A 23,416-nucleotide genomic window follows, 5' to 3' on the forward strand; every position below is an offset into this window, starting at 1 on the left:
CCGATTCACTTGGCGATGGCATTGGAGTGTCAGGTCGTTAAACCTCCGACCCGAATGCACAAGACCCACCTCGTCGGCGCTCGCACCCACAACCTGAAGGACCTCTCCGTCGACCTGTCGGAAGGGGAGCTCGTCGTCGTGACGGGAGTGTCCGGCGCGGGCAAATCCAGCCTGGCGCTCGACACCCTGTATGCCGAGGGCCAGCGGCGCTTCGTGGAGAGCTTCAGCCCGTACGCCCGGCAGTTCCTCGAGCGGCTGGAGCGTCCGCCCATGGACGCGCTGGAGCCGGTGGCGGCGGGCGTCGCGGTGGATCGCCGCGCGCCGGTGAAGAGCTCGCGCTCGACGGTGGCCACGCTGGCGGACGCGGAGCCGTACCTGTCCGCGCTCTTCACGCGCGAGGCCATGCCCGTGTGTCCGAAGTGCGGGGTGGAGGCCGTACACACCGACGCGCGCGCGGCGGCCCGGGGGCTCATCGCCGCGACGCCGGACGTGACGGCGCTCATCGCCTTCCCGCTGCGCATCCCCGACACGGCGTCGTTCCTGGGCATCCGCGCGCGGCTGCTCAAGGACGGCTACCACCGGCTGCTGGTGGGCGGCGAGGTGAAGGAGCTGGAGTCGCTGCGCCCCTCGGAGGCGACGGACCCGGCGGGCGTCGCGCGCGTGCTGGTGGACCGCGTGAAGCTGACGGACGCGCACCTGTCCCGCGTGACGCAGGCGGTGGAGGACGCGTGGGCGCGCGCGGAGGGCGACGCGGTGGTGCTCGTCGAGGGCCAGGAGGCGCGGCGCGTGCGACGGGGGCTGGTGTGCCCGAAGTGCGCCCGGGAGTTCGAGCCCGCACGTCCCGGGCTGTTCAGCTACCAGTCGCCCGTGGGCGCGTGCGCGGCGTGCCGCGGCTTCGGGCGGACCATCGGCATCGACTGGGACAAGGTGATCCCCAACCCCGCGCTGAGCCTGGCGGAGGGCGCCATCCGGCCCTGGTCGGGCAAGTCGTCCGAGTGGGAGCGGACCATGCTCCAGCGCTGGTGCCGCTCGCAGGGCATCCCCATGGACGCGCCCTGGGGGGCGCTGACACCCGCGCAGCGCGAGTCGGTGCTGGAGGGCGCGGGGGACTACGACGAGGGGCGGGCCTACCCGGGCGTGCGCGCGTGGTTCCGGTGGATGGAGTCGCGCACGTACAAGATGCACGTGCGCGTGCTGCTCGCGCGCTACCGCGCCTACACGCTGTGCCAGAGCTGCGGCGGGGCGCGCCTCAACGAGCAGGCGCGGGCGTACCGCGTGGGCGGGTTGGACCTGCCCGCGTGGCACGGCCTGGAGCTGAGCGAGGCGGTGTCCCGGCTGGAGGCGTTGCGCGCGAGGACGGGGCAGGGCGAGCTGGCGCGGCGAGAGCTGCTCAACCGGCTGGGCTATCTGCTGCGCGTGGGCCTGGGCTACCTCACGCTGGACCGTCAGGCGCGCACGTTGTCCGGGGGCGAGGCGCAGCGCGTGTCGCTCACCGCGGCGCTCGGCACGTCGCTGACGGGCTCGCTGTTCGTGCTGGACGAACCCACCGTGGGGTTGCACCCCGGGGACGTACCGCCGCTGACGGAGGCCATCGCGGAGCTGGCCGAGCGCGGCAACATCGCGATGGTCATCGAGCACGACCCGCTGGTCATCCGCTCCGCGCACCGCGTGCTGGAGCTGGGGCCCGGCGCGGGACGCGAGGGCGGGACGCTGTGCTTCGACGGCCCGCCGGAGACGCTGGCCCGACGCAAGGACCTGCCCACGGGGCGGCTGCTGGCGGGCGGCGACGAGGCGAAACGCGCGCCGCGTGAGCGCACCGGGGCCCTGCGCGTGCGAGGCGCGCGTGAGCACAACCTGAAGGCGCTGACGGTGGGCGTGCCGCTCGGCGTGCTGTGCACCGTGACGGGGCCGAGCGGCTCCGGCAAGAGCACGCTGGTGGATGAAATCCTCTACCGGCACCTGGCGCGCCGCCTGTGCGTGAAGGACGTGGAGGCCCCGGGCGCGGTGGACGCGCTGGAGGGGGCGGAGGCGGTGGAGGCCGTCACCTTCGTGGACCAGTCGCCGCTGGGGCGCACCTCGCGCGGCAACGCCGCGACGTACACCAAGGCGTGGGACCGGCTGCGCGAGCGCTTCGCCGCGGAGCCGGACGCGCAGGTGCGGGGCCTGACGCCGGCGCACTTCTCCTTCAACGTGGACAAGGGCCGCTGCGAGGCCTGCGCGGGCGAGGGCTACGAGACGGTGGAGATGCAGTTCCTCGCCGACGTGGCGCTGCTGTGCGCGGTGTGCCGCGGCCGGCGCTTCAAGGAGGAGGTGCTCGCCGTCCGTCACCAGGGCTTCAGCGTCGCGCAGGTGCTGGAGATGACGGTGGACGAGGTGCTCCAGCACTTCGGGAGCGACGCGGCCCTCCAGCGCACGCTGGGCCCCGCGGCGCGCCTGGGCCTGGGGTATCTGCCCCTGGGACAGCCCCTGTCCACGCTCTCCGGCGGCGAGGCCCAGCGCCTGAAGCTGGCGCGCGCGCTGGCGAGCGAGGCGAAGGGCACGCTGTTTCTCATCGACGAGCCCAGCGCCGGGCTGCACGCGGAGGACGTGCGCCACGTCATCGCCGCGCTGCACGCGCTGGTGGACAAGGGCGCCAGCGTCATCGTCGTGGACCACGACGTCGCGGTGATGAAGGCGTCCGACTGGCTCATCGACCTGGGGCCGGTGGGCGGCCGCGACGGCGGTCGTCTCGTGGCCGAGGGCACGCCCGACGCGGTGGCCCGGGGCCAGGGCGCCACGGCCGTGGCCCTGCGGGGCGAGCGCAAGCCGCTGGGGCGCCCGGTGAAGCCGCGCAAGGCAGGAGGCAAGGAGGCCCCGCCCGCCATCGAGGTGGAGCACGCGCGCGAGCACAACCTCCAGGACGTCTCGTGCCGCATCCCCCTGGGCAAGATGACCGTCGTCACCGGGCCCAGCGGTTCGGGCAAGAGCTCGCTGGCCTTCGACGTGGTGTTCGCGGAGGGGCAGCGGCGCTTCCTGGAGACGCTCAGCCCCTACGCGCGGCAGTTCCTGCCCACCATGCCCCGGCCGGACGTGGAGCGCGTCAGCTCCATCCCGCCGTCCGTGGCGCTGGAGCAGCGCACGTCGCGCGCGGGCGCCACGAGCACCGTGGCCACCGTGACGGAGGTCGCCCACTACCTGCGCCTCCTGTACGCGAAGCTGGGAGAGCCGCACTGCCCCCGCGACGACACCCCCATCACCGCGACGACGCCGGAGGTGCTGTACGCGCAGCTCGCCGCGATGAAGGGCGAGGGGACGGTGCTGGCGCCCGCGGTGCGCTCGCGCAAGGGCACCTACCTGGACGTGTTCGCCGCGGCGGCCCGCGCGGGCCTCACGACGGCCATCGTCGACGGACAGGTGGCCTCCACGGACGATCCGCCCCGGCTGGCCAAGACGCGCGAGCACGACATCGACCTCGTCATGTACGAGGGGCGGCTGGCGAAGCTGCCGCGCGACGTGTTCGACAAGGCGCTGGGCTGGGGCCAGGGCGCGCTGAAGGTCCGCGACGCGAAGGGCGAGACGCTCCTGTCCACCGAGCGCACCTGCCCCAAGTGCGGCACCGCCGTGCCGGAGCTGGACCCGCGCTGGTTCTCCTTCAACACGAAGCAGGGCGCCTGCGAGTCGTGCGAGGGCACGGGCGTGCAGGGCGGCCCCACGGCGATGGCGGAGGGCGAGACGGCCGCGTGTCGCGCGTGCGGCGGCAGCCGGTTGGCGCCGGTGCCCCGGGGCGTGCGGCTGGAGGGCGCGCGCTACCACGAGGTGGTGCAGCAGTCCGTCGCGGCGACGCTCACGCGCGTGCGTGGGTGGAAGTTCAAGGGCGACCGGGCGCTCCTGGGCGAGCCGTCGCGACAGGAGCTGCTGCGGCGCATGGAGTTCCTGGAGCGCGTGGGGCTGGGCTACCTGTCGCTGGACCGCAACGCGGCCTCGCTGTCGGGCGGGGAGATGCAGCGGCTGCGGCTGTCGGCCCAGTTGGGCGCGGGGCTCACCGGGGCCATGTACGTGCTGGACGAGCCGACCATCGGGCTGCACCCGCGCGACACCCACCGGCTCCTGGAGAACCTGCGCGCGCTGGTGGCCACGGGCTCCACCGTGCTGGTGGTGGAGCACGACTCGGACACCATCCGCGCCGCGGACCACCTGCTGGACCTGGGCCCGACGGGAGGTCGCGGCGGGGGCCGCATCATCGCGGAGGGGCCTCCGGACGTGGTGCTCCAGAGCGACTCGCCCACCGCCGCCGCCCTCAGGGCCGCGCAGGTGCGTCCGCCCTCCGGCCGGGGTGAGCCGAAGGAGTGGCTGGAGCTGAAGGGCGCGCGCGCCAACAACCTGAAGCGGGTGGACCTGCGGCTTCCCCTGGGGCGGCTCAACGTCGTCAGCGGCGTGTCCGGCTCGGGCAAGAGCACGCTGGTGCGCCAGGTGCTGTACCCGGCCCTGCGCGAGGCGCTGGAGCGGGTGTCCGTGAAGCCCGGGCCGTTCGACTCGCTGCGCGGCGTCGAGCCCGTCAAGCGGGTGCTGTCGGTGGACCAGTCGCCCATCGGCCGCACGCCGCGCTCGGTGCCCGCGACGTTCCTGGGCATCTGGGACGAGCTGCGCCGCGCCTTCGCGGCCACGCCCGAGGCGAAGATTCGCGGCTTCTCCGCCGCGCGCTTCTCCTTCAACACCGCCAGCGGCGGGCGCTGCACCACGTGCGAGGGGCAGGGCGCCATCTCCCACGAGATGTCCTTCCTGCCCGACGTCGTCACCCCGTGCGAGGCGTGCGGCGGCGCGCGCTTCGACGCGGCGACGCTGGAGGTGCGCTACCACGGGCTGTCCATCGGCGACGTGCTGCGCCTGTCCGCGGACGAGGCCAAGGACGTCTTCAAGGCGCTGCCCAAGGTGTCCGCGCCGCTGGAGTGCCTGTCCGACCTGGGCGTGGGCTACCTCCAGTTGGGGCAGGGCTCCAACACGCTCTCCGGCGGCGAGGCGCAGCGGCTGAAGCTGGCGTCGGAGCTGACGGCGTCGTCGCGGCACGTGCCCACGCTGTACGTGCTCGACGAGCCCACCACCGGCCTGCACCTGGGCGACGTCGAGAAGCTCATCACCTTCATGGGCCGGCTGGTGGACCGCGGTGACACGCTCGTCGTCATCGAACACCACCCGTCCGTCATCGGCGCCGCGGACCATCTCGTGGAGCTGGGGCCGGAGGGCGGCGACGACGGCGGGCTCATCGTCGGCGCGGGGACGCCTCGCGAGGTCTCGAAACTCAAGACGGCGACGGGCCGTGTGCTGAAGTCGTACTTCTCCGGTGAGGAATCCCGGAGTTCCCGCCGCGGCGTGGGGGGCGCGCGTCACGGGTAGGGGGCCGTGTCGCGGGGCCGACAGAAGGCCGTGAAATGCGGGCGGGCCTTCGGCATGCTGTCGCCGCCATGAAGACCCTCTCTGTCATCGGCGTCGTCACCGCGCTCGCCGCCACCCCGGCCCTGGCCGGCGGACCGGCGGCGAAGCCCGCGACGACCCAAGCGAAGTCCCAGCCCCCGAGCGAGAAGAAGCCCATGTCCTTCCACGACCTCACCGCCAACCGCCTCGACGGCAAGCCCGAGAAGCTCTCCGACTTCCAGGGCAAGGTCGTCCTCGTCGTCAACACCGCGTCCGAGTGTGGCTACACGCCGCAGTACGCGGGCCTGGAGAAGCTGTACCAGGACTACAAGGACAAGGGCGTCGTCGTCGTCGGCTTCCCGTCCAACGACTTCGGCGGCCAGGAGCCGGGCACGTCCGAGCAGATCAAGCAGTTCTGCGAGCTGCGCTTCAAGGTCACCTTCCCCATGTTCGAGAAGGTGAAGACGAAGGGCGAGGGCCAGTCCCCCGTCTACGCCTTCCTCTCCAAGGACCACGAGGCGCCCAAGTGGAACTTCCACAAGTACGTGGTGGGCAAGGACGGCCAGGTGCGCGCGGGCTTCCCCAGCAAGGTGACGCCGGAGAGCGACGAGCTGCGCAAGGCCATCGACGCGGCGCTCGCGCAGTAGTCGTCCGGAGGTGACCTGCGTCGGTCCGGGCGTCCACCCGGTCCGGCGCTTCGTCGCCTGGTGGCCCGTGGGGGCTCGCGAGGACCTTCGCTCCGTCCTCCGGCTTCCCTGCGTGCGGCCCCAGCGACGGGCGTGGCATGCGTGACGTCCGGGCCCCACCGTGAGGGTCGGACGTTGGCCCTGGAGGAGGGAGCCGCATGGCCATCGCGTCGACGATGACGGAGACCCGGGAGGAGGCCTGGCCGGCTCTTTCCTTCTCGGAGTGGAAGGACACCCTCGCCACGCTGCACCGGTACACGCAGGTGCTCGGCAAGGTCCGGCTGGCGCTGACGCCGCCGGAGAACCATTGGTGGAACGTGTCGTTCCGCCTGACGCCCCGGGGGCTGACCACCCGGCTCATCCCCTACAAGGAGAGCGCCTTCCAGGCGGAGTTCGACTTCCTCTCCAGCGAGCTGCGCTTCGAGACGAGCCAGGGCGACATGCGGGTGATGGAGCTGGCGGCCCGCCCGGTGGCGGAGTTCTACCGGGACGTCATGGCCACGCTGCGCTCGCTGGGCATCGACGTGCGCATCTGGGAGCGGCCGGTGGAGATTCCGGACGACACCACGCCCTTCAGCAAGGACCAGCGGCACTCCACCTATGACGCCGAGCAGGCCCGGCGTTGGTGGCGGGCGATGCTCCAGGCCGACGTCGTGCTCGAGGAGTTCCGCTCGCGCTTCACCGGCAAGTGCAGCCCGGTGCAGTTCTTCTGGGGGAGCTTCGACCTGGCGGTGACGCGCTTCGGTGGACGCCCCGCGCCGGACCGCCCCGGCGCGGACGCGGTGACGCTGGAGGCCTACTGCGAGGAGGTGTGCAGCGCGGGCTTCTGGCCCGGCACCGAGTCCCTGGGCGGCGCGGCCTTCTATTGCTACGCCTCGCCGGAGCCCGAGGGCTTCTCGAAGGCGACGGCACGCCCGTCCGCGGCCCGCTACGACACGACCTTCAAGGAGTTCCTCCTGTCGTACGATGCGGTGCGCCAGGCGGACGACCCACGGGCCTTCCTGCTCGACTTCTTCCAGAGCACCTATGAGGCCTGCGCGGACCTGGGGGATTGGGAGCGCGAGCGGCTCGAGCGGCCGCTCATCCTGCCGGAGAGCGTGAAGGCCACCCGGGCCACCGAGGGGGCGACGGCCGGGGAGTAGGCGCCTCCGCTCCCGGGCCCGCCGGGCTCAGCCCCCACGCCAGCCGCGCAGGACGAGCGCGGCGATGGCGATGGCGCCGGCGACGCCCAGCACCCCCAGCGCGAGCACTCCCAACAGGACGCGGTCGACCAGCGTGGTGAGCCGGTCGAACGCGTGGTCCACGAGGCCATGGCCCATGTGCTCGGTTTGCTGGAGCGCCTCGATGCGCTCCGTGCGCAGCGTGGCGAGCACCACCTGCCGCTCGCCGCGCAGCGTCTCCGTGAGCGCCCGCCGTTCGCTCTCGACGAAGCGTTGGAGGGCCTCGCGCTCGGCATCCAGGGCCGTCAGCACGGCCTGGCGTTCGCGGGCCAGCATCGCGGGCGTCGTCGAGGCGAGGGCGCCCACCGCGTCGAGGGCCGCCACGGCGTGGCGCAGCTCCTCCATCGCCTCCCGGGCGGGAAGGGCCCTCAGGGCCTCCTGGGTCATCGACTCCACCTGCCACCGCGCCTGTCGAGGCAGGGATGCGGCGTACAGGTCCACCCGCGTGGTGATGTCGCGCACGTCCTCGGTCAGCGAGGCCGCCCTGCGCAGCGCCCCCAGGTTCGACTGGTCCGTCAGGTCCGCGAGCAGCGGGACGGTGGACTGGCGGGCCACGAGCGGGCCAATCAGTGGGTGGTCCTTCGCCCACGCATAGACCCGCGCCCGGGCGTGCGAAACGTCCTGCCGGCCGGACAGCTCGCGCCACAGCGCCTCGACTTCTCCCTCCTGTTCCCGGAGGAGGCGGCTGGCCTCGGTCATCACCTCGGGAGTCGCGCCCGCGCGCTCGGCCCGCTCGGGGAGGGCGATCTGGAGCTGGGCGAGCAGGGCCCAGGCATCCACCAGCGCCGCCACCGGGTCGGGCTGGAGCAGCGCGCCCTGCATCGCGGGGATGGCGTTGAGCTTGAAGGTCGTCATCGCGTCGCGCACGGACGGCGTGCCCGCCTTCGCGGCGATGTCGTCCGCGGAGACCTCCAGCAGGCCGGAGAACCGGCGCGCCATGTCACGCACGCGCGTGCGCAGCGCGGCGACGGACAGGTCCGAGCGGCCCACGCGCCGGGCCAGCTCCGTCTTCTGTTCCGTCGTCGCACACCCGGCGAGCCATGCGAGCAGCAGCGCGAGGACGGGGACGTGGCGGTGGCGGCACATGGAGCCCGCCGAAGGTGCTCACGCGTCGCGGACGGGCCGAGCGTCCCCGGGGGCAGCGGGCCGTCCGCCCGGGAACGCGGCCCGCGCGCGGCTCACTTCTTCTTCTCCTTCGGCGGGAAGTCCTTCAGCATCTTCGAGACGGCCTTGTAGATCCGCTTCTGCTGCGATTCGGCGTCGGCGTTCTCCTTGAGCTCCGACTTGGCCGTGCCGCGCCAGACGAGCTTCTGCGAGGACGCGTCCACGATGTCGAGCAGCAGGGTGCCCTCCTCGTACTGGCGCACGTACGTCTCCGGCACCACGGGCCCGGGGCCGAGGAAGAACGGATCCCAGACCGGGTCGTACGGATAGCCGTAGTAGGAGTTGACCGTATCCGCCTCCAGCTTCTCGTTGATGGCGCCGTGCCAGCCGATGAGGAAGTTCGGATTGGAGCCCGGGTCCACCCGTTGGTAGCCGCGGGACTGGAGGTACTGGTCGGTGGCCTTCTCGACCTGCGCGCCGACGATGGGGTTGTAGACGCGCTTGTCGCTGCCCGTGGGCTGCGGCATCCAGGCGTAGGTCTTGTAGCTGTCGAGCTGCTGGACGGCGCCCGGGTCGTAGTTGGTGTTGACATTGATGCTGCTGCAGGCCGCGAACAGCAGCGCCAGCAGCGGTGGAGCAAGTCGTGGCAGAAGCCGCATGGAAACCTCCTCGGTCCCGGCGCGATGCGCGCCCTGGGCCTCCAGAGGGTAGTCATGCGCGGACGCCCTCCCAGGCTCGGGAGGGCATGCCCGCGTCCGCCTCCGGTCGCACCCTGGTGACGGGAAGCGGACGCGCGGAGCGGGCTCAGTCGTCCTGGGCGGCCTCGGGACCGCCGCGCCAGGCGCGCTTCATCCGCCCCTCGGCGCGCGCCAGGGTGAGGGCGAGCTTCGCCCGCTTCTCCGCCGGCAGGTCCTTGGCGAGCGCCTGGTACATCTCGCGGTCCAGCGCGGCGATGCGCTCGCGGGCCTCGAAGGCGCGCTGCGCGGCGCTGTCCACCTGGGCCAGGGCCGCGCTGTCGCCGCGCGAGGCCTGGTGGAGCACGCGCGCGGAGTCCCGCACCTGCTCGCGCAGGGGCCGCCGCTTCTCGTCGAAGCGCCGCAGCGTCTCCTCCATCTTCAGGGCCTGGGCGTTGTCCAGCTCCAGCGCGTCGGACAGTTGCAGCACCTGCCGCAGCCGCATGCGCTTCTCCGCGCGCTCGAGGCGCTCGGTGATGCGCTCCTCCATCGTCGGCCTGGGCGGGGGCTCGGCCGCCGCCAGCCAGGGGGTGAGCAGCAGCGCCAGCGCCGCGCCTCGCATCCGCTTCGTCATCGTCACAGCGTCTCTCCCAGCTCGAAGTCGTCGTCCCACGCGTCGACGTCGTCGAACAGCGCGTCGTCGTCCAGCGCGGCCACGTCGGTGGTCTCCAGCGGCTCCAGCCCCGCCCACTCCTCGAAGTCCGCCATCGTCTGCTCGTCGGTCGCGGCGCTGGCCTGGAGGTTCTCCACCGGAGCCGTGGGCGAGTCCGGCGTCCGGTTCGTCGACACCGCGGGGCGCCACGGCCCCAGGACCATCACCGCGGCGACCGCGGCCACGGCCGCCAGGGAGCCGAGCGTGCGCCGCCGCAGGGCGTGCCGCGTCTGCTCCCGCTTCCACGCGGACAGGGCCCGCCGTGGCAGGGCCTCCCGCGCGGACCGCTCCGCGGGGGAGGGGGGCGGGAGCGCCGCCAGCGACAACACCTCCATGGACGCCCGGAGCGCGTCGCGACAGCCCTCGCACGACTCCAGGTGCTGGAGCAGCACCACCGTCTCCGTCGTGTCGAGCGCGCCCGCGGCATGCAGGTCCAGCCGCTCTTCCTGGTCAGCGCACGCAGCCATCAGCCCCTCTCCTCCGGTCCACTCACGCGCGCCTTGAGGCGCTTCACCGCGAGGTGGAACTGCACCTTGGCATTGTTCTCGGAGATGCCGAGCGTCTCCGCGATGTCCTTGAACGGCAGGCCGCCGTCCACCCGCAGCGTGAGCACCTCGCGCTGACGCCTCGGCAGCGCCAGCACCTCCGCCCGGACCCGCCGCTCCCGCTCCGCCCGCTCCAGCGCCTCCTGGGCGGACTCCCCGGGCGCCTCCGCCACGTCGTCCGCCACCGCCTCCACCAGGACGGGCCGCCACCGCTGCCCCTGCCGGGCGTGGTTCTTCGCCAGGTTCAAGGCGATGCGCACCAGCCACGCGCGGAACGGCGCCGGCCCCAGCCGCGTGAAGCGGGCGAACACCCGCTGCGAGGCCTCCAGCGCGCGCAGGAACGCCCCCTGGACCAGATCCGCGGCGTCCTCCGGCCGCGACACGTAGCGGCGCACCAGGGAGAAGACGAGCGCCTGGTGTCGCGTCACCAGCACCTCGAAGGCCGTCTCCTCCCCGTCCAGGAAGGCGCGACACAGCACCTCGTCCGGGGCCTGTTCGAGGGCCATCCGCCGAGACGGCATCGCCACGACCCGGCCGCCTGTCTCCCTGATGCTCACGGACCCTTCAACCCCCGAGGCCGGCGAAGGTTATTTTCGCCCCGCCTCCCCGGCCCCCTCCCAGGGGAGTGCTGGAAAGACGGCACCCGGGGGCACACCGGCGGCGTGGGTTGTTGCCCGATTCTCACGCTCGCTGTCACAATACCCGCCGTTGGTGCAACCCACGGACCGGTCATGATGACGGAAGACTCGGGCTCTCGCATCAAGGGGGGCGTCCTCATCTCCCGCCTGAACATGCTGCGCCAGCAGGGTGGGCAGGTGTGTGTCGATGCCGTCCTCGGACGGCTGCCCCCGGCGGACCAGGCGCTGCTGCGGAAGATGCTGCTGCCGGTCGCCTGGTACCCGCTGGAGCTCAACCTGCGGTTGGACACGGCCATCGCGGCGGTGCTGTCGCCGGAGGACGAGCGGCGGGCGTTCGTGGAGATGGGGCGCGCGTCGGCGGACGAGGCGCTCCACGGGGCCCAGCACGTCTTCGTGCGGCCGGGGGACCCGCACTTCCTGCTGGGGCAGGCGGCGCGCATCTACCGCTACTACTACGCCGTGGGCTCGCGCACGTACGAGCACACGGGGCCTCGCTCCGCGGTGCTGCGCACCTTCGGCGCGGAGAACGTCACCGAGGCCGACTGCTGCACCATCGTCGGCTGGCACCAGCGGGCCATCGAGCTGTGCGGCGGGGTGCGAGTGCGCGTCAGCCACCCCATGTGTCGCGCGCGAGGCGCGCCGCACTGCGAATACCTCTGCGAGTGGGATTGAGGTCGCGGCGCCTCAGGCCGCCGTCCCGTAGGCGGACGCGTCCGCCGGCGGGTGGGTCTCGAGGAAGCGCAGCACGTCGTCGAGGTGGCGGTAGACGCGCATCTCGTGACGGATGATGTCCTCGATGCGGCCCTCCGGGTCGATGATGAACGTGACGCGGCGGTCCACGCGGACCACGGGCCACAGCACGTCGTAGGCGCGGCTGATGGTCCGGTCCGGGTCTCCGAGCAGCGAGAAGTGGATGCCTTCCTTCTCCGCGAACTCGCACTGGGTGCGCTGCGTGTCCACGGAGACGCCGACCAGCTCGGCGCCCAGCTCGCGGATGCGCTCGTGGTTGTCCCGGAACGCCCGGTTCTCGATGGTGCAGCCGAGCGTGAAGGCCTTCGGGTAGAAGAAGAGGATGACGCGCCGGCCGCGCAGCGCGGACAGCCGCACGGGGGCGCCGTGACAGTCCGCGGCGAAGAAGTCCGGCGCGAGGTCTCCGATGGCGGGCATGCGGACGGCTTCCTTCCTGGGGGCCACGAGCGGCCCACCGGTGGCGCGTTTCCGGCGCGGCCCCGGAGGAACCCTTCCTCGCGTCGCCGACCCGTTCGCCCGAGGACGGCGGGACGGTCCGTCCCGGAAGCCCTCGAGGCGCACGTGCTCCATCTCATTGTTCGGCGCCAGGGGGTGTTAAGTAATGTTGAGGCGCGCGCAGGCTCGTACCCCGTCCAGGCGCCAGGTGGCCTCCCCAGGTCGGGTGAGTCGCGGCCGCCCGGGAGCGCATGCGAGCTGACCGGACCGGGGGTGGGGTGATATCCGCCCGCCGTGGCTCGACAAAGACGGTCATCTCCCCCGGGACGGAAGACCCGGGACGTCATGTTCTCCCTGGCGCTCCAGGCCCGGCTGTCCCGGGCGATGGGTGTCACCCGCGTGGCCCGGATCACCGGCCTGGACCGGACGGGCGTCGAGGTGGCGTGCGCCGTGCGACCGGGCGGGCACGTGCTCCAGGTCTGCAACGGCAAGGGGCTCACCGCCGAGGCGGCCACCTGGGGCGCGTTGCTGGAGACGGCGGAGCTGTGGGCGGCGGAGACGGTGGCGCCGGCCGCCCTCCGGTGGGGCTCGCGCGCGGAGCTGGAGGGGCGCTTGGGCGCGACGTGGGGCGCGGACGCGCTCGGGTCCGCGGGGGCGCTGGTGGAGCCCCGGCTGTGGAGCGACGAGGTGCGGTGCGCGTGGCGGGAGGCGGTGGAGCTGCACTCGGGGACGCCCGTGTGGGTGCCCGCCCAGGGCGTGTACGTGCCTCCGGCGCGAGGGCCCTCGCTGGGACCCGTGGCCACGGCGTGGACCAGCAACGGCTCCGGCGCGCACGTGGAGCCGGCCCGCGCGCTCTTGCACGCGCTCCTGGAGGCCACGGAGCGGGACCAGCTGGCGCGGGCCTTCCCGGACGGTTGGACGGAGGAGGCGGTGACGCGGCGGATGCTGCGGCCGGCGGAGCTGGCGCTGGGGGCTCCCCGCACGGCGGAGCTGGCGGAGCACCTGGGCGCGCGCGGCTTCGGCGTGTACCTCTTCGACGCGACGCCCGCGGCGCGGACACGGGGCCGTGTGGGGCTGCCGGTGGGCGCGGCGGTGCTCGTGGACCTGGAGGAGGGGCCCGTGCCCCTCACCGCGGGCTACGCCTGCGCGCTCGGGCGCGACGAGGCCCTGCTCAAGGCCCTGCTGGAGGCGGCGCAGTCGCGGCTCACGGACATCCACGGCGCGCGCGAGGACGTGGCCGCGGTGGACCGGGAGGCCGCGCGGGAGTTCGGCCGCGCGTGCGCGAGCGTGCGCGCCCGGCGGAAGGTGGAGGACGTGCCGGACCTGACGGCGGAGGGACGCTCCGCGTCCCGGGCCGTGAGCGCCGTGTTGTCGCGGTTGGGGCGCGCGGGCTTCACGCGCGTGGCGGCGGTCTCGCTCGATGCGCCGGTGGCGGAGCTGGCCGTGCGCAAGGTGGTGGTGCCGGGCATGTGCATCTCGGAGCTCTTGTGAAGCGGCGCGCGGACGAACTGGTCGTGTTCCTGGGGCCGTCGCTGCCCGCGGACGAGGCGCGCAAGCGGGTGCCCTGCACGGTGCTGCCCCCGGCGCGCCAGGGCGACGTGTGGCGCGCGCTGGCGCTGCGGCCCCGGGCCATCGCGCTGGTGGACGGCGTCTTCGAGGCCCAGCCCTCGGTGTGGCACCACGAGCTGCTGGCCGCGCTGGAGGCGGGCGTGGCCGTCTTCGGCGGCTCGAGCATGGGCGCGCTGCGGGCGGTGGAGCTGGCGCCACACGGCATGGTGGGCGTGGGCCGCATCTTCGGCTGGTATCGCGACGGCGTGGTGTCCGACGACGCGGAGGTGGCGCTGCTGCACGCCGACGCGGAGCACGGCTGGCGACCGCTGACGGTGCCGCTGGTCAACGTGCGCCACCTGGCGGACCGGGCGCGCGAGGCGGGCGTGCTGGAGGCCCGCGCGGCCCGCGCCCTGGTGGCGGTGGCGCGGGCGATCTTCTACCAGGAGCGCACCTGGGCCCGCGTGCTGGAGCAGGTGTCCTCCCACTGGTCCGCCGCGACGCTCGCCGCCTGGCGCGCCTGGTTCCCGACGGGGAAGGAGGACCTCAAGCGGCTGGACGCGCTGGCGTGCCTGGACGCCGCGTCCGCGTGGGTGCGCTCCGGGGCGCCCGCGCCCGTCGGCGCGCGTCGCGAGCCGTCATCGCTGGTGCGTCGCCGCCGGCTCATGGAGGACGTGGGCCGCGCGGGGGGGCACCTCGTCTCCTCCGGGCGCGTGGTGGCCGCGCTGAGCGAACACCCCGACGCCACGGAGCTGGCGGAGGCGGGGCTGCGGCGCGCGCTGCTGGTGGGCTGGGCCCGCTCCCAGGGGCTGACCGTCGGCGCCGCGGACATCGAGGCGATGCGCGAGGCGTGGTGGACGGAGCGGGGCGTGCCGGTCCGCCGGCGGGCCGCGTGGCTCGAGGAGAACGGCCTGGACGACGCGGGCCTGCGCCGGCTGTGCGAGGACCTGGCCCTGGAGCGGCTCCTGCTCACCTCCGCCTCGCGCATGCTCCCGGACGGGCCGTCCTGGGAGGAGGCCCTGGCCTCCGAGGCGCGCCTGCGGGGCCTGTGGGCCGAGGCCGCCCGCGCCCTCTCCGCGCCGGGACGCCGGGCGTCGCCGACGCGGCGCCCGACCGGGGACGTCGGGTCGGACTGAGCCCGGAACATCACCCGGAGGGTCGGTAAAAACGTGACAGACCTCCCAGAAGGGGTAGGGTCAACCCTGGAGGTTGCCCTTGTTCAGCCCCGTTCACTGGGTGGTCACCGAGCCTCTCGCGACGCGTGCGCCCTCCTGGCGCCGCTCGGGGCCGGCGGCGTGGGCTGACGTGCCCGGCGGAGGTGGGCCGGCGTGAGGTCGTCTCCCTTCCATCCCGACCAGTTGGAGCCGGGCGGCGAGGTAGGCCCCTGGCGCGTGGTGGCGTCGCTGGGCGCCGGCGGCTTCGGGCGCGTCTTCAAGGTGGAGCGCGGCGGGCGCTTCTTCACGATGAAGATGGCGCTGCGGCCCGCGGGGCCCCAGGCCTCCGAGGAGGAGGACATCAACGGGAGGCTGTCGCACGAGGTGGCGACGCTCCTGGCCTGCGCGCCCCATCCCAACCTGCCGCGGGTCCACACGGTGGACCGCTGGCCGGAGCCGCCCGACGGCTACCTGTACTTCGTCACCGACTTCATCGACGGCGAGACGTTCCACGAGTGGCGCTGGCGCGTGAAGCCGTCGGCGGCCCACCTCCTGACGGTGTTCACGGAGGTGGTGCGCGCGGTGGCGGACCTGCACCGGCGCGGACTGCACCACCGGGACGTGAAGGGCGACAACCTCCTCATCCGCCGCGAGGACGAGCGGCCCTTCCTCATCGACCTGGGCACGGTGCGCCTGCCCGGCGCGACGACGCTCACCGTGGGCGTGGCGCCGGCCTCGCCCCACCTGCTGCCCCCCGAGTGCGTGGCCTTCCTGCGCGAGGGCTCCTGGGCGCAGGGCGCGCGCTTCGACGCGGGCGTGCCGGGCGACCTCTACGCGCTGGGCGCGCTCCTGTACGAGGCGCTCACGGATGGTTACGCGTTCGACCCGCGGCTGCCGTACGACCGGCTCCTGCCGGCCATCGAGACGGTGACGCCGCGCGCCCCCCACCTCATCAACCCCAAGGTGCCCCCGGCGCTGGGCGACGTGGCGATGCGGCTGTTGGCCAAGCGCCCCGAGGACCGCTACGCGGGGACCGAGGCGCTCCTGCAGGCGCTGTGGGAGGTCGCCAAGGAGAAGCGGCAGCCGGCGTGGAAGGTCTCCCTGGACCGGCCTCCGGAGGCGCCTGGCGCTCCCGAAGGGGCCGAACAGGAGGCGCTGCCGCGCGTGCGCGTGGTGCCGGAGCTGGACCACGCGCCCTCCGAGGAGCCCGAGGTGGCCCCCGCGCCCACGCTCGCGCCCGTGGAGCCGCGCGCGCCGGAGCGGGACGCAGACGTCCCGGGTGAGCGGTTGGAGGGCGCCGCGCCGGTTCTTCCCTCGAGGGGGGAAGGGGCGCCGCTCCCGGCGCGTCGGCGTGGCGCCGTGGCCCTGGGCCTGGGGGCGATGCTGCTCCTGGCCTTGGGTGTCTTCGCGCAGGGCCTCGTGTCCCACGAGCGGCCCGCGAGCCCCGAGCAGGCGGCCATCCCCCCCCCGCCTCCCGCAGAGAAAGGAAGTCCTGTCGTGACGAGTCGTTCCCCCAGCACCCCTGAGACAACCCCGTCGCCTTCACCGATTCACCCTCGCGAGGTGGGGGACCTGCCGGAGGTCGTCGCTCGTACCGCCACGGTCGATGGCGAGGACAAGGCATCCGAGGACAAGACGTTGGAGACGGAGGCCGCCCAGGTCCCGTCCGTGGCGCGGAAGCGGTCCTCGGCGAGGAGCGCCGTCGCGAAGACCGCGGTGGCGGCCTGCCTCGCGGGGGCGTGCGCCGGAGGCCCGGCCCCGCTGCGCGACGAGCCCCCCGTGCAGGACTGCCCCGCGGCCACCCTCGCGGTGATGAACGAGGTGGGCTTCACGCCGCCCAAGCTCATCGGCAGCGAGTTCCAGATCGGCATGCTCCACCGCCTGGAGATCGACCCGCAGCCGGCGCCGCCGGACGGGGGCACCCTCACGCTCAACACCTTCGGTGAGCGTCCCTACATCGACGGCTACATGGGCCCGGGCGTACCCGTGGGCAGCAAGTTCCGTGGCAAGGTGTTCTGGGGCAAGGATCGCCTCTTCGGTTGGATCACCGAAATCATCCTGCCCGACGGACGCCGCCTGCCCCTCTGCGCGAACATCACGGACCCGAACCGGACGGAGCTGGGCATGCCCTACGAGCCCGGGAGCACGCCGGAGCGGCCGTTGATCTCCCCCCAGGTCTTCTTCGCGGCGACGAAGCGCCTCGGCCGGCTGTGACCTCCCGTCCATGTCCTCGGTGCTCGCGCTCGTCTGGGGTGTGATGGTGTCCCTGGGCGCGGACGTCTCGGCGCCCGCGCTCCCGAGCAGTCTGCCGCCGGTGCGTCGTCTCGAGGTCGGGACGGACGCGAAGGGCGCCCCACAGGAGGTGCGCATCGCGCCCGGGCGCGCGACGACGTTCATCTTCGACGCGCGCATCCTGCCCGAACAGCTCATCCTGGACGGGCGCGAGCGCTTCCAGCGGCTGGGTCTCTCCGAGGACCACCTGGTCCTCGTCCCGTCGGGCTCGTTCCGGGACGGGGAGCGGCTGCGGATGGAGGTCCGCTTCCAGGGAGGCGGGGCGCCGGAGCGGGGGCTCTTCCAACTGGTGGTCGACCTCTCCCGGTCCGAACCCCAGGTGGAGGTCTACCGCCGCGTCCGTCCGGCGGAGTCGTACCGCCAGGAGGTGGAGGAGCTGAGGGCGCGGCTGGCGCGCCTGGAGTCCGAGCCGCGGTCGGCGTGCCCGTCCTCGGCGTCCCTGGAGGACGCCATGGACGTGCTGGTGTCGTCGGTGAGCACCGCCGACGACCTGTCGATCGGCAAGCTCGGGGGCGCGGCCGCGGGCACGCACCCGGAGCTGGCCGTGCTCAGCGCGCGGCACCTGTCCCTGAAGCGACAGTGGCTGTCGGTGCGCCTGATGATGCGCGCGCACGGCGACACCGCGGGGTGGGTCGCCACGGGGGGCACGCTGACGAGCACGAGCGGGCACACGCTCGTGCTGATGCCTCCCCGGCAGTCCAGCCCCCTGCGCGCGGACCGGGACGAGGCCGTCACGGTCATGGCGTCGGACCTGAAGGGCGCGCCCATGGGCCGCTACGTGCTCCGCCTGTGGGACGCGCGCGGACGCGCGGTGACCCTGGAGGGCGTGCCCCTGTATTGAGCCCGCCGAGGGGCGGGCCGCGGCACCTCCACGCTTGAGCCCCACGGCCCGCCGTGTAGGGTGCGGCCCCGGACGATGACCGCCCTGCCTCCCGACGCCCTCCGCTGCATCCGCGCCGACTCCCGCGAGCCGGAGGGCTACGTCGCCGCCCTCGGCGGGCGCAAAGCCTCGCTGCTGCTCACGGACCCGCCGTACTGCCTGCTCACCCGGCGCCGCAAGGGCGGGGACCTGCGCGACCCTCGCGCGCACAAGAAGATCGACCAGAACCCCATCGTCCGCTTCGAGACGGTGCGCGACTACCGCGTCTTCTCCGAGGCCTGGCTCTCCCGGGCCGTGCCGCACCTCACCCCGGACGCGCCGCTCGTCATCTGGACGAACCTCCTGGGCAAGGAGCCCATCGTCTCCGCCGCGCGGGGCCTGGGCTTCACCCACCTGCGCGGCGAGTACGTCTGGGGCAAGCGCACCACGGACAAGAACGCCAACGAGCAGACGCTGCGCGTCTACGAGGTCGCGCTCGTGCTCGCGCGCACCCCCGAGCCGCCGCTGGACCCCGCCGCGCTGCCCACCCCCTGGGCCGTCGTCGGGGGCTACGACGACGACGGCGAGGCCGCGCGCTGGGGCAGCCACCCGCACCACAAGCCCTTCTCCGTCGTCGAGCCGCTGGTGCGCGCGTACAGCCGCCCGGGCGACACCGTGCTGGACTCCTTCGCGGGCAGCGGTTCGCATCCGGCCGCCGCGGTGCGCCTGGGGCGCGTGCCCGCGTGCCTCGAGATCGAACCGGAGTGGGCCGAGCGCGTCACCCACCGCCTGCGCGAGACGGCCTCCGAGGTGGCTCAGCCCGCCAGCGCCCGGTAGTGCCGCGTCTGGGCCCACGCCGGGACGTCCGTGGGGCGGTGGGCCCACCAGTTCATCACCAGCGTGCGCCGCAGCCGCGAGCGCCCCGGCAGCTTCCCGTCGGGGATGCGGTTCTCCGCGTCCAGCACGCCGTGGGTGAGCGCCCCGTCGAACACCACCAGCCGGTTGGGGCGGGGCGCCACCACGTCCGCGGTGTCCATCCTCGAGGGCGCCAGGGACGGGTTGCCCTCCTCGGGCAGCTCCCGCGTCACCACCAGCGCGCCGCCCCGGACGCGGTTGAGGAACAGCACGGAGCCGATGCGCGGGTGCACCAGCTCGCCGGTGCGCCTGGCGAGCTTCTCGTCGCGGTCCTGGTGGAAGTCCACCCGCACGTCCGTGGTGTACATGCGCGACAGCCACCACTCCACGCCGGCGACGCGCCTGCGCCCGGCGATGCCCGGACGCAGCGTGGTGATGATCTCCTCCACCACGTTGGCCGGAGGGCCGAAGTCGTACCAGAACGTCGTCTGGTACGTGTCTCGCAGCCGCTCCCGGCCCACCCGTCCGAGCCGGCGCATCAGCCGGCGGAAGAGGGCGGGGGGGACGGCGCCTTCGGTGAGCTGGACGAGTGGTTCCACGTGGGGACGCAGCTTTGTCCCATGCGGAGGGTGGGCGCCACCTTCCTTTGCCGGTAGGCTGCGCGGCCCAACCCCCTCCGGGCAGGAGGGCTCGGAGACCGTTCGATGAAGGCCCACCACAAGATGCTCACCGGCATCGTCACCGGAACGGTGGCGGGGCTCGCCGCGAACGCCCTCGCGCAGAAGGCGGCGTGGCTGGACTGGACCGTCAACAACCTCACCGCGCCCGTCGGGCAGATCTTCATCCGGCTGCTGCTCATGCTGGTGGTCCCGCTGCTCTTCGCCGCGCTCGTCATGGGCGTGGCGGAGCTGGACCTCAAGCAGGTGGGGCGCCTGGGCGCGCGGACGCTGGGCTACACCATCGTCTTCTCCGCCATCTCCGTGCTCATCGGCCTGGTGCTGGTCAACCTCATCCAGCCGGGCGCGTCGCTGAGCGAGGAGGCGCGCGCCTTGGCGAAGCAGGGGCAGCAGGTGCAGGCCGCGCCCCCGCCTTCGTCCACGTCGTTCGGCGCGGTGCTCACCTCCATGGTGCCCACCAACCCGCTCAAGGCCGCCTCGGACGGGGACATGATCGGCCTCATCGTCTTCTCGCTCATCTTCGGCCTGGGCGTGGCGCTCACGCCGGGCAAGGCGGTGGCGCAGCTTCGCGACACCATCCAGGGCCTGTACGACGTGATGATGAAGCTCATCGACGGCGTGCTGCGGCTGGCGCCGTATGGCGTCGCCGCGCTCCTGTTCACCATGACGGCGAAGCTGGGCCTGGGCATCCTCGTACAGCTCGCCGCGTACGTGGGCACGGTGCTCCTGGCGCTCGCCATCCACATGTTCGTCGTCTACTCGCTGTCCGTGCGCTTCCTGGGCGGGCTCAGCCCCGTCACCTTCTTCCGGGAGTGCCGGCTGGCCATCGTCACCGCCTTCTCCACGTCCTCGTCCAGCGCCACGCTGCCCACCGCGCTCAAGGTGGCCGAGGAGAACCTCAAGCTGCCGCCCAACGTCTCGCGCTTCGTGCTGACGGCGGGCTCGGCCATGAACCAGAACGGCACCGCGCTCTTCGAGGGCGTCACCGTGCTGTTCCTGGCCCAGGTCTACGAGGTCCCCCTCGACATGGGGCAGCAGGCGCTCATCATGTTCATCTGCATCCTGGCGGGCATCGGCACCGCGGGCGTCCCCGCCGGCTCCATCCCCGTCATCGCGATGATCCTGGGCATGTTCAAGATTCCGGTGGAGGGCCTGGGGCTGGTGCTCGGCGTGGACCGCTTCCTGGACATGTGCCGCACGACGCTCAACGTCACCGGGGACCTGGCCGCCGCGGTGTACGTGGCGCGCGGGGAGCCGCACCCCCGCCCGGCCGCCGAGCGCGAACCGGACCCCAGTACCCCCTGACGCCGGGCCCCTCCCGGTCCACCTTCACCGCAGCGCAGTTCCACGCAGCACCCGCCAAGGAGCCCGCATGAGGGTCGCCAAGGATTCAGTCGTCTCGCTGGACTATCGGTTGCACCTCGGAGACGGACAGGTCATCGACCAGAGCGCTCCCGGTCAGCCGCTCGCCTATCTGCACGGACACCGGCAGATCGTCCCCGGCCTGGAGGGCGCGCTCGAGGGCATGTCCAAGGGCGAGAGCAAGCAGGTGGTGGTGCAGCCGGGGCAGGGCTACGGCGAGCACGACCCCGAGGGCGTGCGCACCGTGCCCCGCTCGATGCTGCCCCCGGGCTTCGCGCCCCAGGCGGGCCAGACGCTGATGGCCCAGACGGACCAGGGCGACATCCCGCTGCGCATCCAGGAGGTGCGCGGCGAGGACATCGTCATCGACCTGAACCACCCGCTGGCCGGCAAGACGCTGCACTTCGACGTCACGGTCCAGGACGTGCGCGCCGCCTCGAACGAGGAGCTCACGCACGGCCACGTCCACGGCGCGGGTGGTCACGACCACGGCTGACGCCGGCGCTCGACGCCATGCGGCGCCCGGGCGGGAGGCCGAGGTCTCGAAGACCCGGGTTTCCCGCCTGGTTGCTGTCGCGAACGTTTCTCCAGGGCCGGGGGCATGCTCTATCTTGGCCGCCCCCATGAGCCAGTCCTCCCCCTCCCAGACTCCGAGCCCGAGCGGGCTTCGCCTCCAGCCCGACGACGCGGGCCTGTCCCCGACGAAGGACCCGGAGCGCTACTGGCTGAAGCACGTCTACCAGGGGGGCTCGCGTCAGCTCACCGTGCGCGCCGTCATCGCCGGCATGGTGATTGGCGCGGTGATGTGCCTGTCCAACCTGTTCGTCGTGCTCAAGACGGGCTGGAGCCTGGGCGTCACCATCACCTCCTGCATCCTCGCCTTCGGCGTGTTCGGGTCGCTGCGCAAGCTGCGCGTGTTGAAGAAGGACTTCACCGACCTGGAGAACAACGCCATGGGGTCCGTGGCGTCGGCGGCGGGCTACATGACGGGCGGCGGCAACATGGCGGCGGTGCCCGCGCTGCTGATGCTCACCGGCGCGCTGCCGCCCTCGGGCTGGCTGGTGGTGTGGTTCGCCGTCGTCTCCGCGCTGGGCGTCTTCGCCGCCATCCCCATCAAACGCCAGCTCATCAACCTCGAGCAGCTCCCGTTCCCCACCGGCACCGCCACCGCGGAGACCATCCGCGCGCTGCACGGCCACGGCGAGGGGGCGAGCGCCAAGGCCCAGTTGCTCGGTGGCGCGGGCGTCGTCGGCGCGCTGCTGGCCATCGCCCGTGACGCGCGCTTCTCGTGGCTCACCAACCTCCCGGAGAAGATGAGCCTGCCGTTCAGCATCCTGGGCAAGAAGGCCTCCGCGTGGACGCTGTCCTTCGACTTCAGCCTGCTCCTGGTGGGGGCGGGCGCGCTGGTGAGCTTCCGCACGGGCTGGTCCATGCTGCTGGGCGCGGTGCTGACGTACGGCTTCCTGGCTCCGGAGATGGTGACCCGGGGCGCCATCCCCGAGGTGACGTACAAGGCCATCAACAGCTGGGCGGTGTGGACGGGGGCCTCGGTGCTCGTGTCGTCCGGCCTCCTGTCGTTCGCCTTCCAGTGGCGCAGCGTGGCGCGCGCCTTCAAGGAGCTGTCGTCGCTGTTCGGCCGCAAGTCGTCGCAGACGGAGGAGGAGGATCCGCTGGCGGGCATCGAGTGTCCCCCGGCGTGGTTCCCCCTGGGGTTCGCGGTGCTGGGGCCGGTGGCCGTGTTCCTGATGGCCTACCTCTTCCAGATTCCCTGGTGGGCGGGCGTGCTGGCCCTGCCGCTGGCGGTGGTGATGGGCGTCATCGCCAGCCGCGTCACCGGTGAGACGGACACCACGCCCACCAAGGCGCTGGGGCCCATCACCCAGCTCATCTTCGGAGGCCTGGCGCCGGGCAACATCACCGCCAACGTGATGAGCGCCAACGCCACCGGCGGCGTGGGGTTGCACGCGGCGGATCTGCTCACGGACCTGAAGTCCGGCTGGCTCCTGGGGGCCAACCCGCGTCAGCAGTTCATCGCGCAGTTGTTCGGCGTGGTGGCGGGCGCGGCGGTGGTGGTGCCGGTGTTCAACCTGCTCATCCCCAACGCGGAGACCCTCGGCTCGGTGGACTTCCCCGCGCCGGCCGTGATGGTGTGGGCGGGCGTGTCCAAGCTGCTGGCCGCGGGCGTGGAGGCGCTGCCCATCACCGCGCGCTATGGCGCGGTGTGCGGCGCGTGCCTGGGCATCGTCCTGGTGCTGCTGGAGCGCTGGGCCCCGCCGAAGCTGAAGGCCTTCGTGCCGTCGGCCTCGTCCTTCGGCCTGGCCATCGTCCTGCCGGCCTCCAGCTCCATCTCGTTCTTCCTCGGCTCGGCCATCGCGGCGCTGCTGCGGCGCTTCAAGCCCAAGCTGTCCGAGGCGGCGGTGCTGCCGGTCTCCTCGGGCTTCATCGCCGGGGAGAGCGTGTTGGGCATCGCCATCGCCATCGCGAAGGCGGCGCAGGTGATGCCCAAGTAGCCGGAGG

At 73.1% G+C, this 23,416-nt stretch carries 19 protein-coding genes; 12 read left to right on the top strand and 7 right to left on the bottom strand.

Going from position 1 to position 23,416, the window contains the following annotated elements; translation table 11 throughout:
- Positions 1-54: 54 nt before the first annotated feature.
- The 3 genes from uvrA to LZ198_RS01590 all read left to right on the top strand — a co-directional run bounded on the left by uvrA (position 55) and on the right by LZ198_RS01590 (position 7,216).
- Positions 55-5,370 carry an excinuclease ABC subunit UvrA gene (uvrA, locus tag LZ198_RS01580; RefSeq protein ID WP_253970042.1) on the top strand — a complete coding sequence of 1,772 codons (5,316 nt, stop codon included), beginning with the start codon at positions 55-57 and terminating at the stop codon, positions 5,368-5,370.
- Between the two features lie 68 nt (positions 5,371-5,438).
- Positions 5,439-6,035: a glutathione peroxidase gene (locus LZ198_RS01585; RefSeq protein ID WP_253970043.1), complete on the top strand. Its 597-nt coding sequence runs from the start codon at positions 5,439-5,441 to the stop codon at positions 6,033-6,035.
- Between the two features lie 197 nt (positions 6,036-6,232).
- The gene (locus LZ198_RS01590) at positions 6,233-7,216 is read left to right on the top strand and encodes a DUF5996 family protein (RefSeq protein ID WP_253970044.1); all 984 of its coding nucleotides are present in this window, start codon (positions 6,233-6,235) and stop codon (positions 7,214-7,216) included.
- Positions 7,217-7,243: 27 nt separating this feature from the next.
- Here LZ198_RS01590 and LZ198_RS01595 read toward each other — a convergent pair whose 3' ends face one another.
- The 5 genes from LZ198_RS01595 to LZ198_RS01615 form a co-directional block, all read right to left on the bottom strand.
- Positions 7,244-8,380, bottom strand: a complete 1,137-nt coding sequence (locus LZ198_RS01595) for a chemotaxis protein (RefSeq protein WP_253970045.1) — start codon at positions 8,378-8,380, stop codon at positions 7,244-7,246.
- A gap of 92 nt (positions 8,381-8,472) precedes the next feature.
- Positions 8,473-9,057 carry a DUF4136 domain-containing protein gene (locus LZ198_RS01600; RefSeq protein WP_253970046.1) on the bottom strand — a complete coding sequence of 195 codons (585 nt, stop codon included), beginning with the start codon at positions 9,055-9,057 and terminating at the stop codon, positions 8,473-8,475.
- 145 nt (positions 9,058-9,202) lie between these two features.
- A complete protein-coding gene (locus LZ198_RS01605; protein WP_253970047.1) occupies positions 9,203-9,706 on the bottom strand; it encodes a hypothetical protein in 504 nt (167 codons plus the stop codon).
- A 2-nt stretch (positions 9,707-9,708) separates the two neighbouring features.
- Entirely contained in the window at positions 9,709-10,251 is a 543-nt protein-coding gene (locus tag LZ198_RS01610; protein ID WP_253970048.1) for a zf-HC2 domain-containing protein, read from the bottom strand.
- Complete coding sequence (locus LZ198_RS01615; protein WP_407667370.1) at positions 10,251-10,886, bottom strand: RNA polymerase sigma factor; 636 nt, start codon at positions 10,884-10,886, stop codon at positions 10,251-10,253. Before LZ198_RS01615 ends, LZ198_RS01610 begins: the two co-directional genes overlap by 1 nt.
- Positions 10,887-11,060: 174 nt before the next feature.
- Here LZ198_RS01615 and LZ198_RS01620 point away from each other — a divergent pair, with 174 nt between their 5' ends.
- Positions 11,061-11,639, top strand: coding sequence for a TIGR02265 family protein (locus LZ198_RS01620; protein ID WP_253970050.1), 579 nt, complete (start codon positions 11,061-11,063; stop codon positions 11,637-11,639).
- Between the two features lie 12 nt (positions 11,640-11,651).
- Here the strand turns inward: LZ198_RS01620 and LZ198_RS01625 are convergent, their stop codons facing one another.
- Positions 11,652-12,134, bottom strand: coding sequence for a peroxiredoxin (locus LZ198_RS01625; RefSeq protein ID WP_253970051.1), 483 nt, complete (start codon positions 12,132-12,134; stop codon positions 11,652-11,654).
- A 363-nt stretch (positions 12,135-12,497) separates the two neighbouring features.
- Between LZ198_RS01625 and LZ198_RS01630 the strand changes: the two genes are divergently transcribed.
- The 5 genes from LZ198_RS01630 to LZ198_RS01650 all read left to right on the top strand — a co-directional run bounded on the left by LZ198_RS01630 (position 12,498) and on the right by LZ198_RS01650 (position 18,842).
- A complete protein-coding gene (locus LZ198_RS01630) occupies positions 12,498-13,643 on the top strand; it encodes a YcaO-like family protein (protein ID WP_253970052.1) in 1,146 nt (381 codons plus the stop codon).
- Positions 13,640-14,836, top strand: a complete 1,197-nt coding sequence (locus LZ198_RS01635) for a TfuA-like protein (RefSeq protein WP_253970053.1) — start codon at positions 13,640-13,642, stop codon at positions 14,834-14,836. Before LZ198_RS01630 ends, LZ198_RS01635 begins: the two co-directional genes overlap by 4 nt.
- Before the next feature lie 192 nt (positions 14,837-15,028).
- Positions 15,029-17,068 (top strand): serine/threonine protein kinase, encoded by a 2,040-nt coding sequence (locus tag LZ198_RS01640; RefSeq protein WP_253970054.1) that lies wholly within the window; start codon positions 15,029-15,031, stop codon positions 17,066-17,068.
- Between the two features lie 10 nt (positions 17,069-17,078).
- A complete protein-coding gene (locus tag LZ198_RS01645; RefSeq protein WP_253970055.1) occupies positions 17,079-17,987 on the top strand; it encodes a DUF2381 family protein in 909 nt (302 codons plus the stop codon).
- Between the two features lie 75 nt (positions 17,988-18,062).
- Positions 18,063-18,842 carry a DNA-methyltransferase gene (locus LZ198_RS01650; protein WP_253970056.1) on the top strand — a complete coding sequence of 260 codons (780 nt, stop codon included), beginning with the start codon at positions 18,063-18,065 and terminating at the stop codon, positions 18,840-18,842.
- Here LZ198_RS01650 and LZ198_RS01655 read toward each other — a convergent pair.
- Positions 18,821-19,459 carry a hypothetical protein gene (locus LZ198_RS01655; RefSeq protein WP_253970057.1) on the bottom strand — a complete coding sequence of 213 codons (639 nt, stop codon included), beginning with the start codon at positions 19,457-19,459 and terminating at the stop codon, positions 18,821-18,823. The genes LZ198_RS01650 and LZ198_RS01655 overlap by 22 nt on opposite strands.
- A 105-nt stretch (positions 19,460-19,564) precedes the next feature.
- Here LZ198_RS01655 and LZ198_RS01660 point away from each other — a divergent pair, with 105 nt between their 5' ends.
- The 3 genes from LZ198_RS01660 to LZ198_RS01670 all read left to right on the top strand — a co-directional run bounded on the left by LZ198_RS01660 (position 19,565) and on the right by LZ198_RS01670 (position 23,409).
- Positions 19,565-20,842, top strand: coding sequence for a dicarboxylate/amino acid:cation symporter (locus LZ198_RS01660; protein ID WP_253970058.1), 1,278 nt, complete (start codon positions 19,565-19,567; stop codon positions 20,840-20,842).
- Positions 20,843-20,909: 67 nt separating this feature from the next.
- Positions 20,910-21,395 (top strand): FKBP-type peptidyl-prolyl cis-trans isomerase, encoded by a 486-nt coding sequence (locus LZ198_RS01665; RefSeq protein WP_253970059.1) that lies wholly within the window; start codon positions 20,910-20,912, stop codon positions 21,393-21,395.
- Between the two features lie 127 nt (positions 21,396-21,522).
- On the top strand, positions 21,523-23,409 hold the full coding sequence (locus tag LZ198_RS01670; protein ID WP_253970060.1) for an OPT family oligopeptide transporter: 1,887 nt from the start codon (positions 21,523-21,525) through the stop codon (positions 23,407-23,409).
- Positions 23,410-23,416: the final 7 nt, after the last annotated feature.

Source organism: Myxococcus dinghuensis, from assembly GCF_024198235.1.
GTDB lineage: Bacteria > Myxococcota > Myxococcia > Myxococcales > Myxococcaceae > Myxococcus > Myxococcus dinghuensis.

Bases quoted from the DNA above. Each gene is read 5' to 3' on its own strand.
- LZ198_RS01625 (WP_253970051.1), bottom strand. From the start codon at position 12,134: ATGCCCGCCATCGGAGACCTCGCGCCGGACTTCTTCGCCGCGGACTGT.
- LZ198_RS01595 (WP_253970045.1), bottom strand. From the start codon at position 8,380: ATGTGCCGCCACCGCCACGTCCCCGTCCTCGCGCTGCTGCTCGCATGG.
- LZ198_RS01645 (WP_253970055.1), top strand. From the start codon at position 17,079: ATGTCCTCGGTGCTCGCGCTCGTCTGGGGTGTGATGGTGTCCCTGGGC.
- LZ198_RS01600 (WP_253970046.1), bottom strand. From the start codon at position 9,057: ATGCGGCTTCTGCCACGACTTGCTCCACCGCTGCTGGCGCTGCTGTTC.
- LZ198_RS01590 (WP_253970044.1), top strand. From the start codon at position 6,233: ATGGCCATCGCGTCGACGATGACGGAGACCCGGGAGGAGGCCTGGCCG.
- LZ198_RS01630 (WP_253970052.1), top strand. From the start codon at position 12,498: ATGTTCTCCCTGGCGCTCCAGGCCCGGCTGTCCCGGGCGATGGGTGTC.
- LZ198_RS01665 (WP_253970059.1), top strand. From the start codon at position 20,910: ATGAGGGTCGCCAAGGATTCAGTCGTCTCGCTGGACTATCGGTTGCAC.
- LZ198_RS01605 (WP_253970047.1), bottom strand. From the start codon at position 9,706: ATGACGAAGCGGATGCGAGGCGCGGCGCTGGCGCTGCTGCTCACCCCC.
- LZ198_RS01650 (WP_253970056.1), top strand. From the start codon at position 18,063: ATGACCGCCCTGCCTCCCGACGCCCTCCGCTGCATCCGCGCCGACTCC.
- LZ198_RS01660 (WP_253970058.1), top strand. From the start codon at position 19,565: ATGAAGGCCCACCACAAGATGCTCACCGGCATCGTCACCGGAACGGTG.
- uvrA (WP_253970042.1), top strand. From the start codon at position 55: ATGCACAAGACCCACCTCGTCGGCGCTCGCACCCACAACCTGAAGGAC.
- LZ198_RS01585 (WP_253970043.1), top strand. From the start codon at position 5,439: ATGAAGACCCTCTCTGTCATCGGCGTCGTCACCGCGCTCGCCGCCACC.
- LZ198_RS01610 (WP_253970048.1), bottom strand. From the start codon at position 10,251: ATGGCTGCGTGCGCTGACCAGGAAGAGCGGCTGGACCTGCATGCCGCG.
- LZ198_RS01620 (WP_253970050.1), top strand. From the start codon at position 11,061: ATGATGACGGAAGACTCGGGCTCTCGCATCAAGGGGGGCGTCCTCATC.
- LZ198_RS01670 (WP_253970060.1), top strand. From the start codon at position 21,523: ATGAGCCAGTCCTCCCCCTCCCAGACTCCGAGCCCGAGCGGGCTTCGC.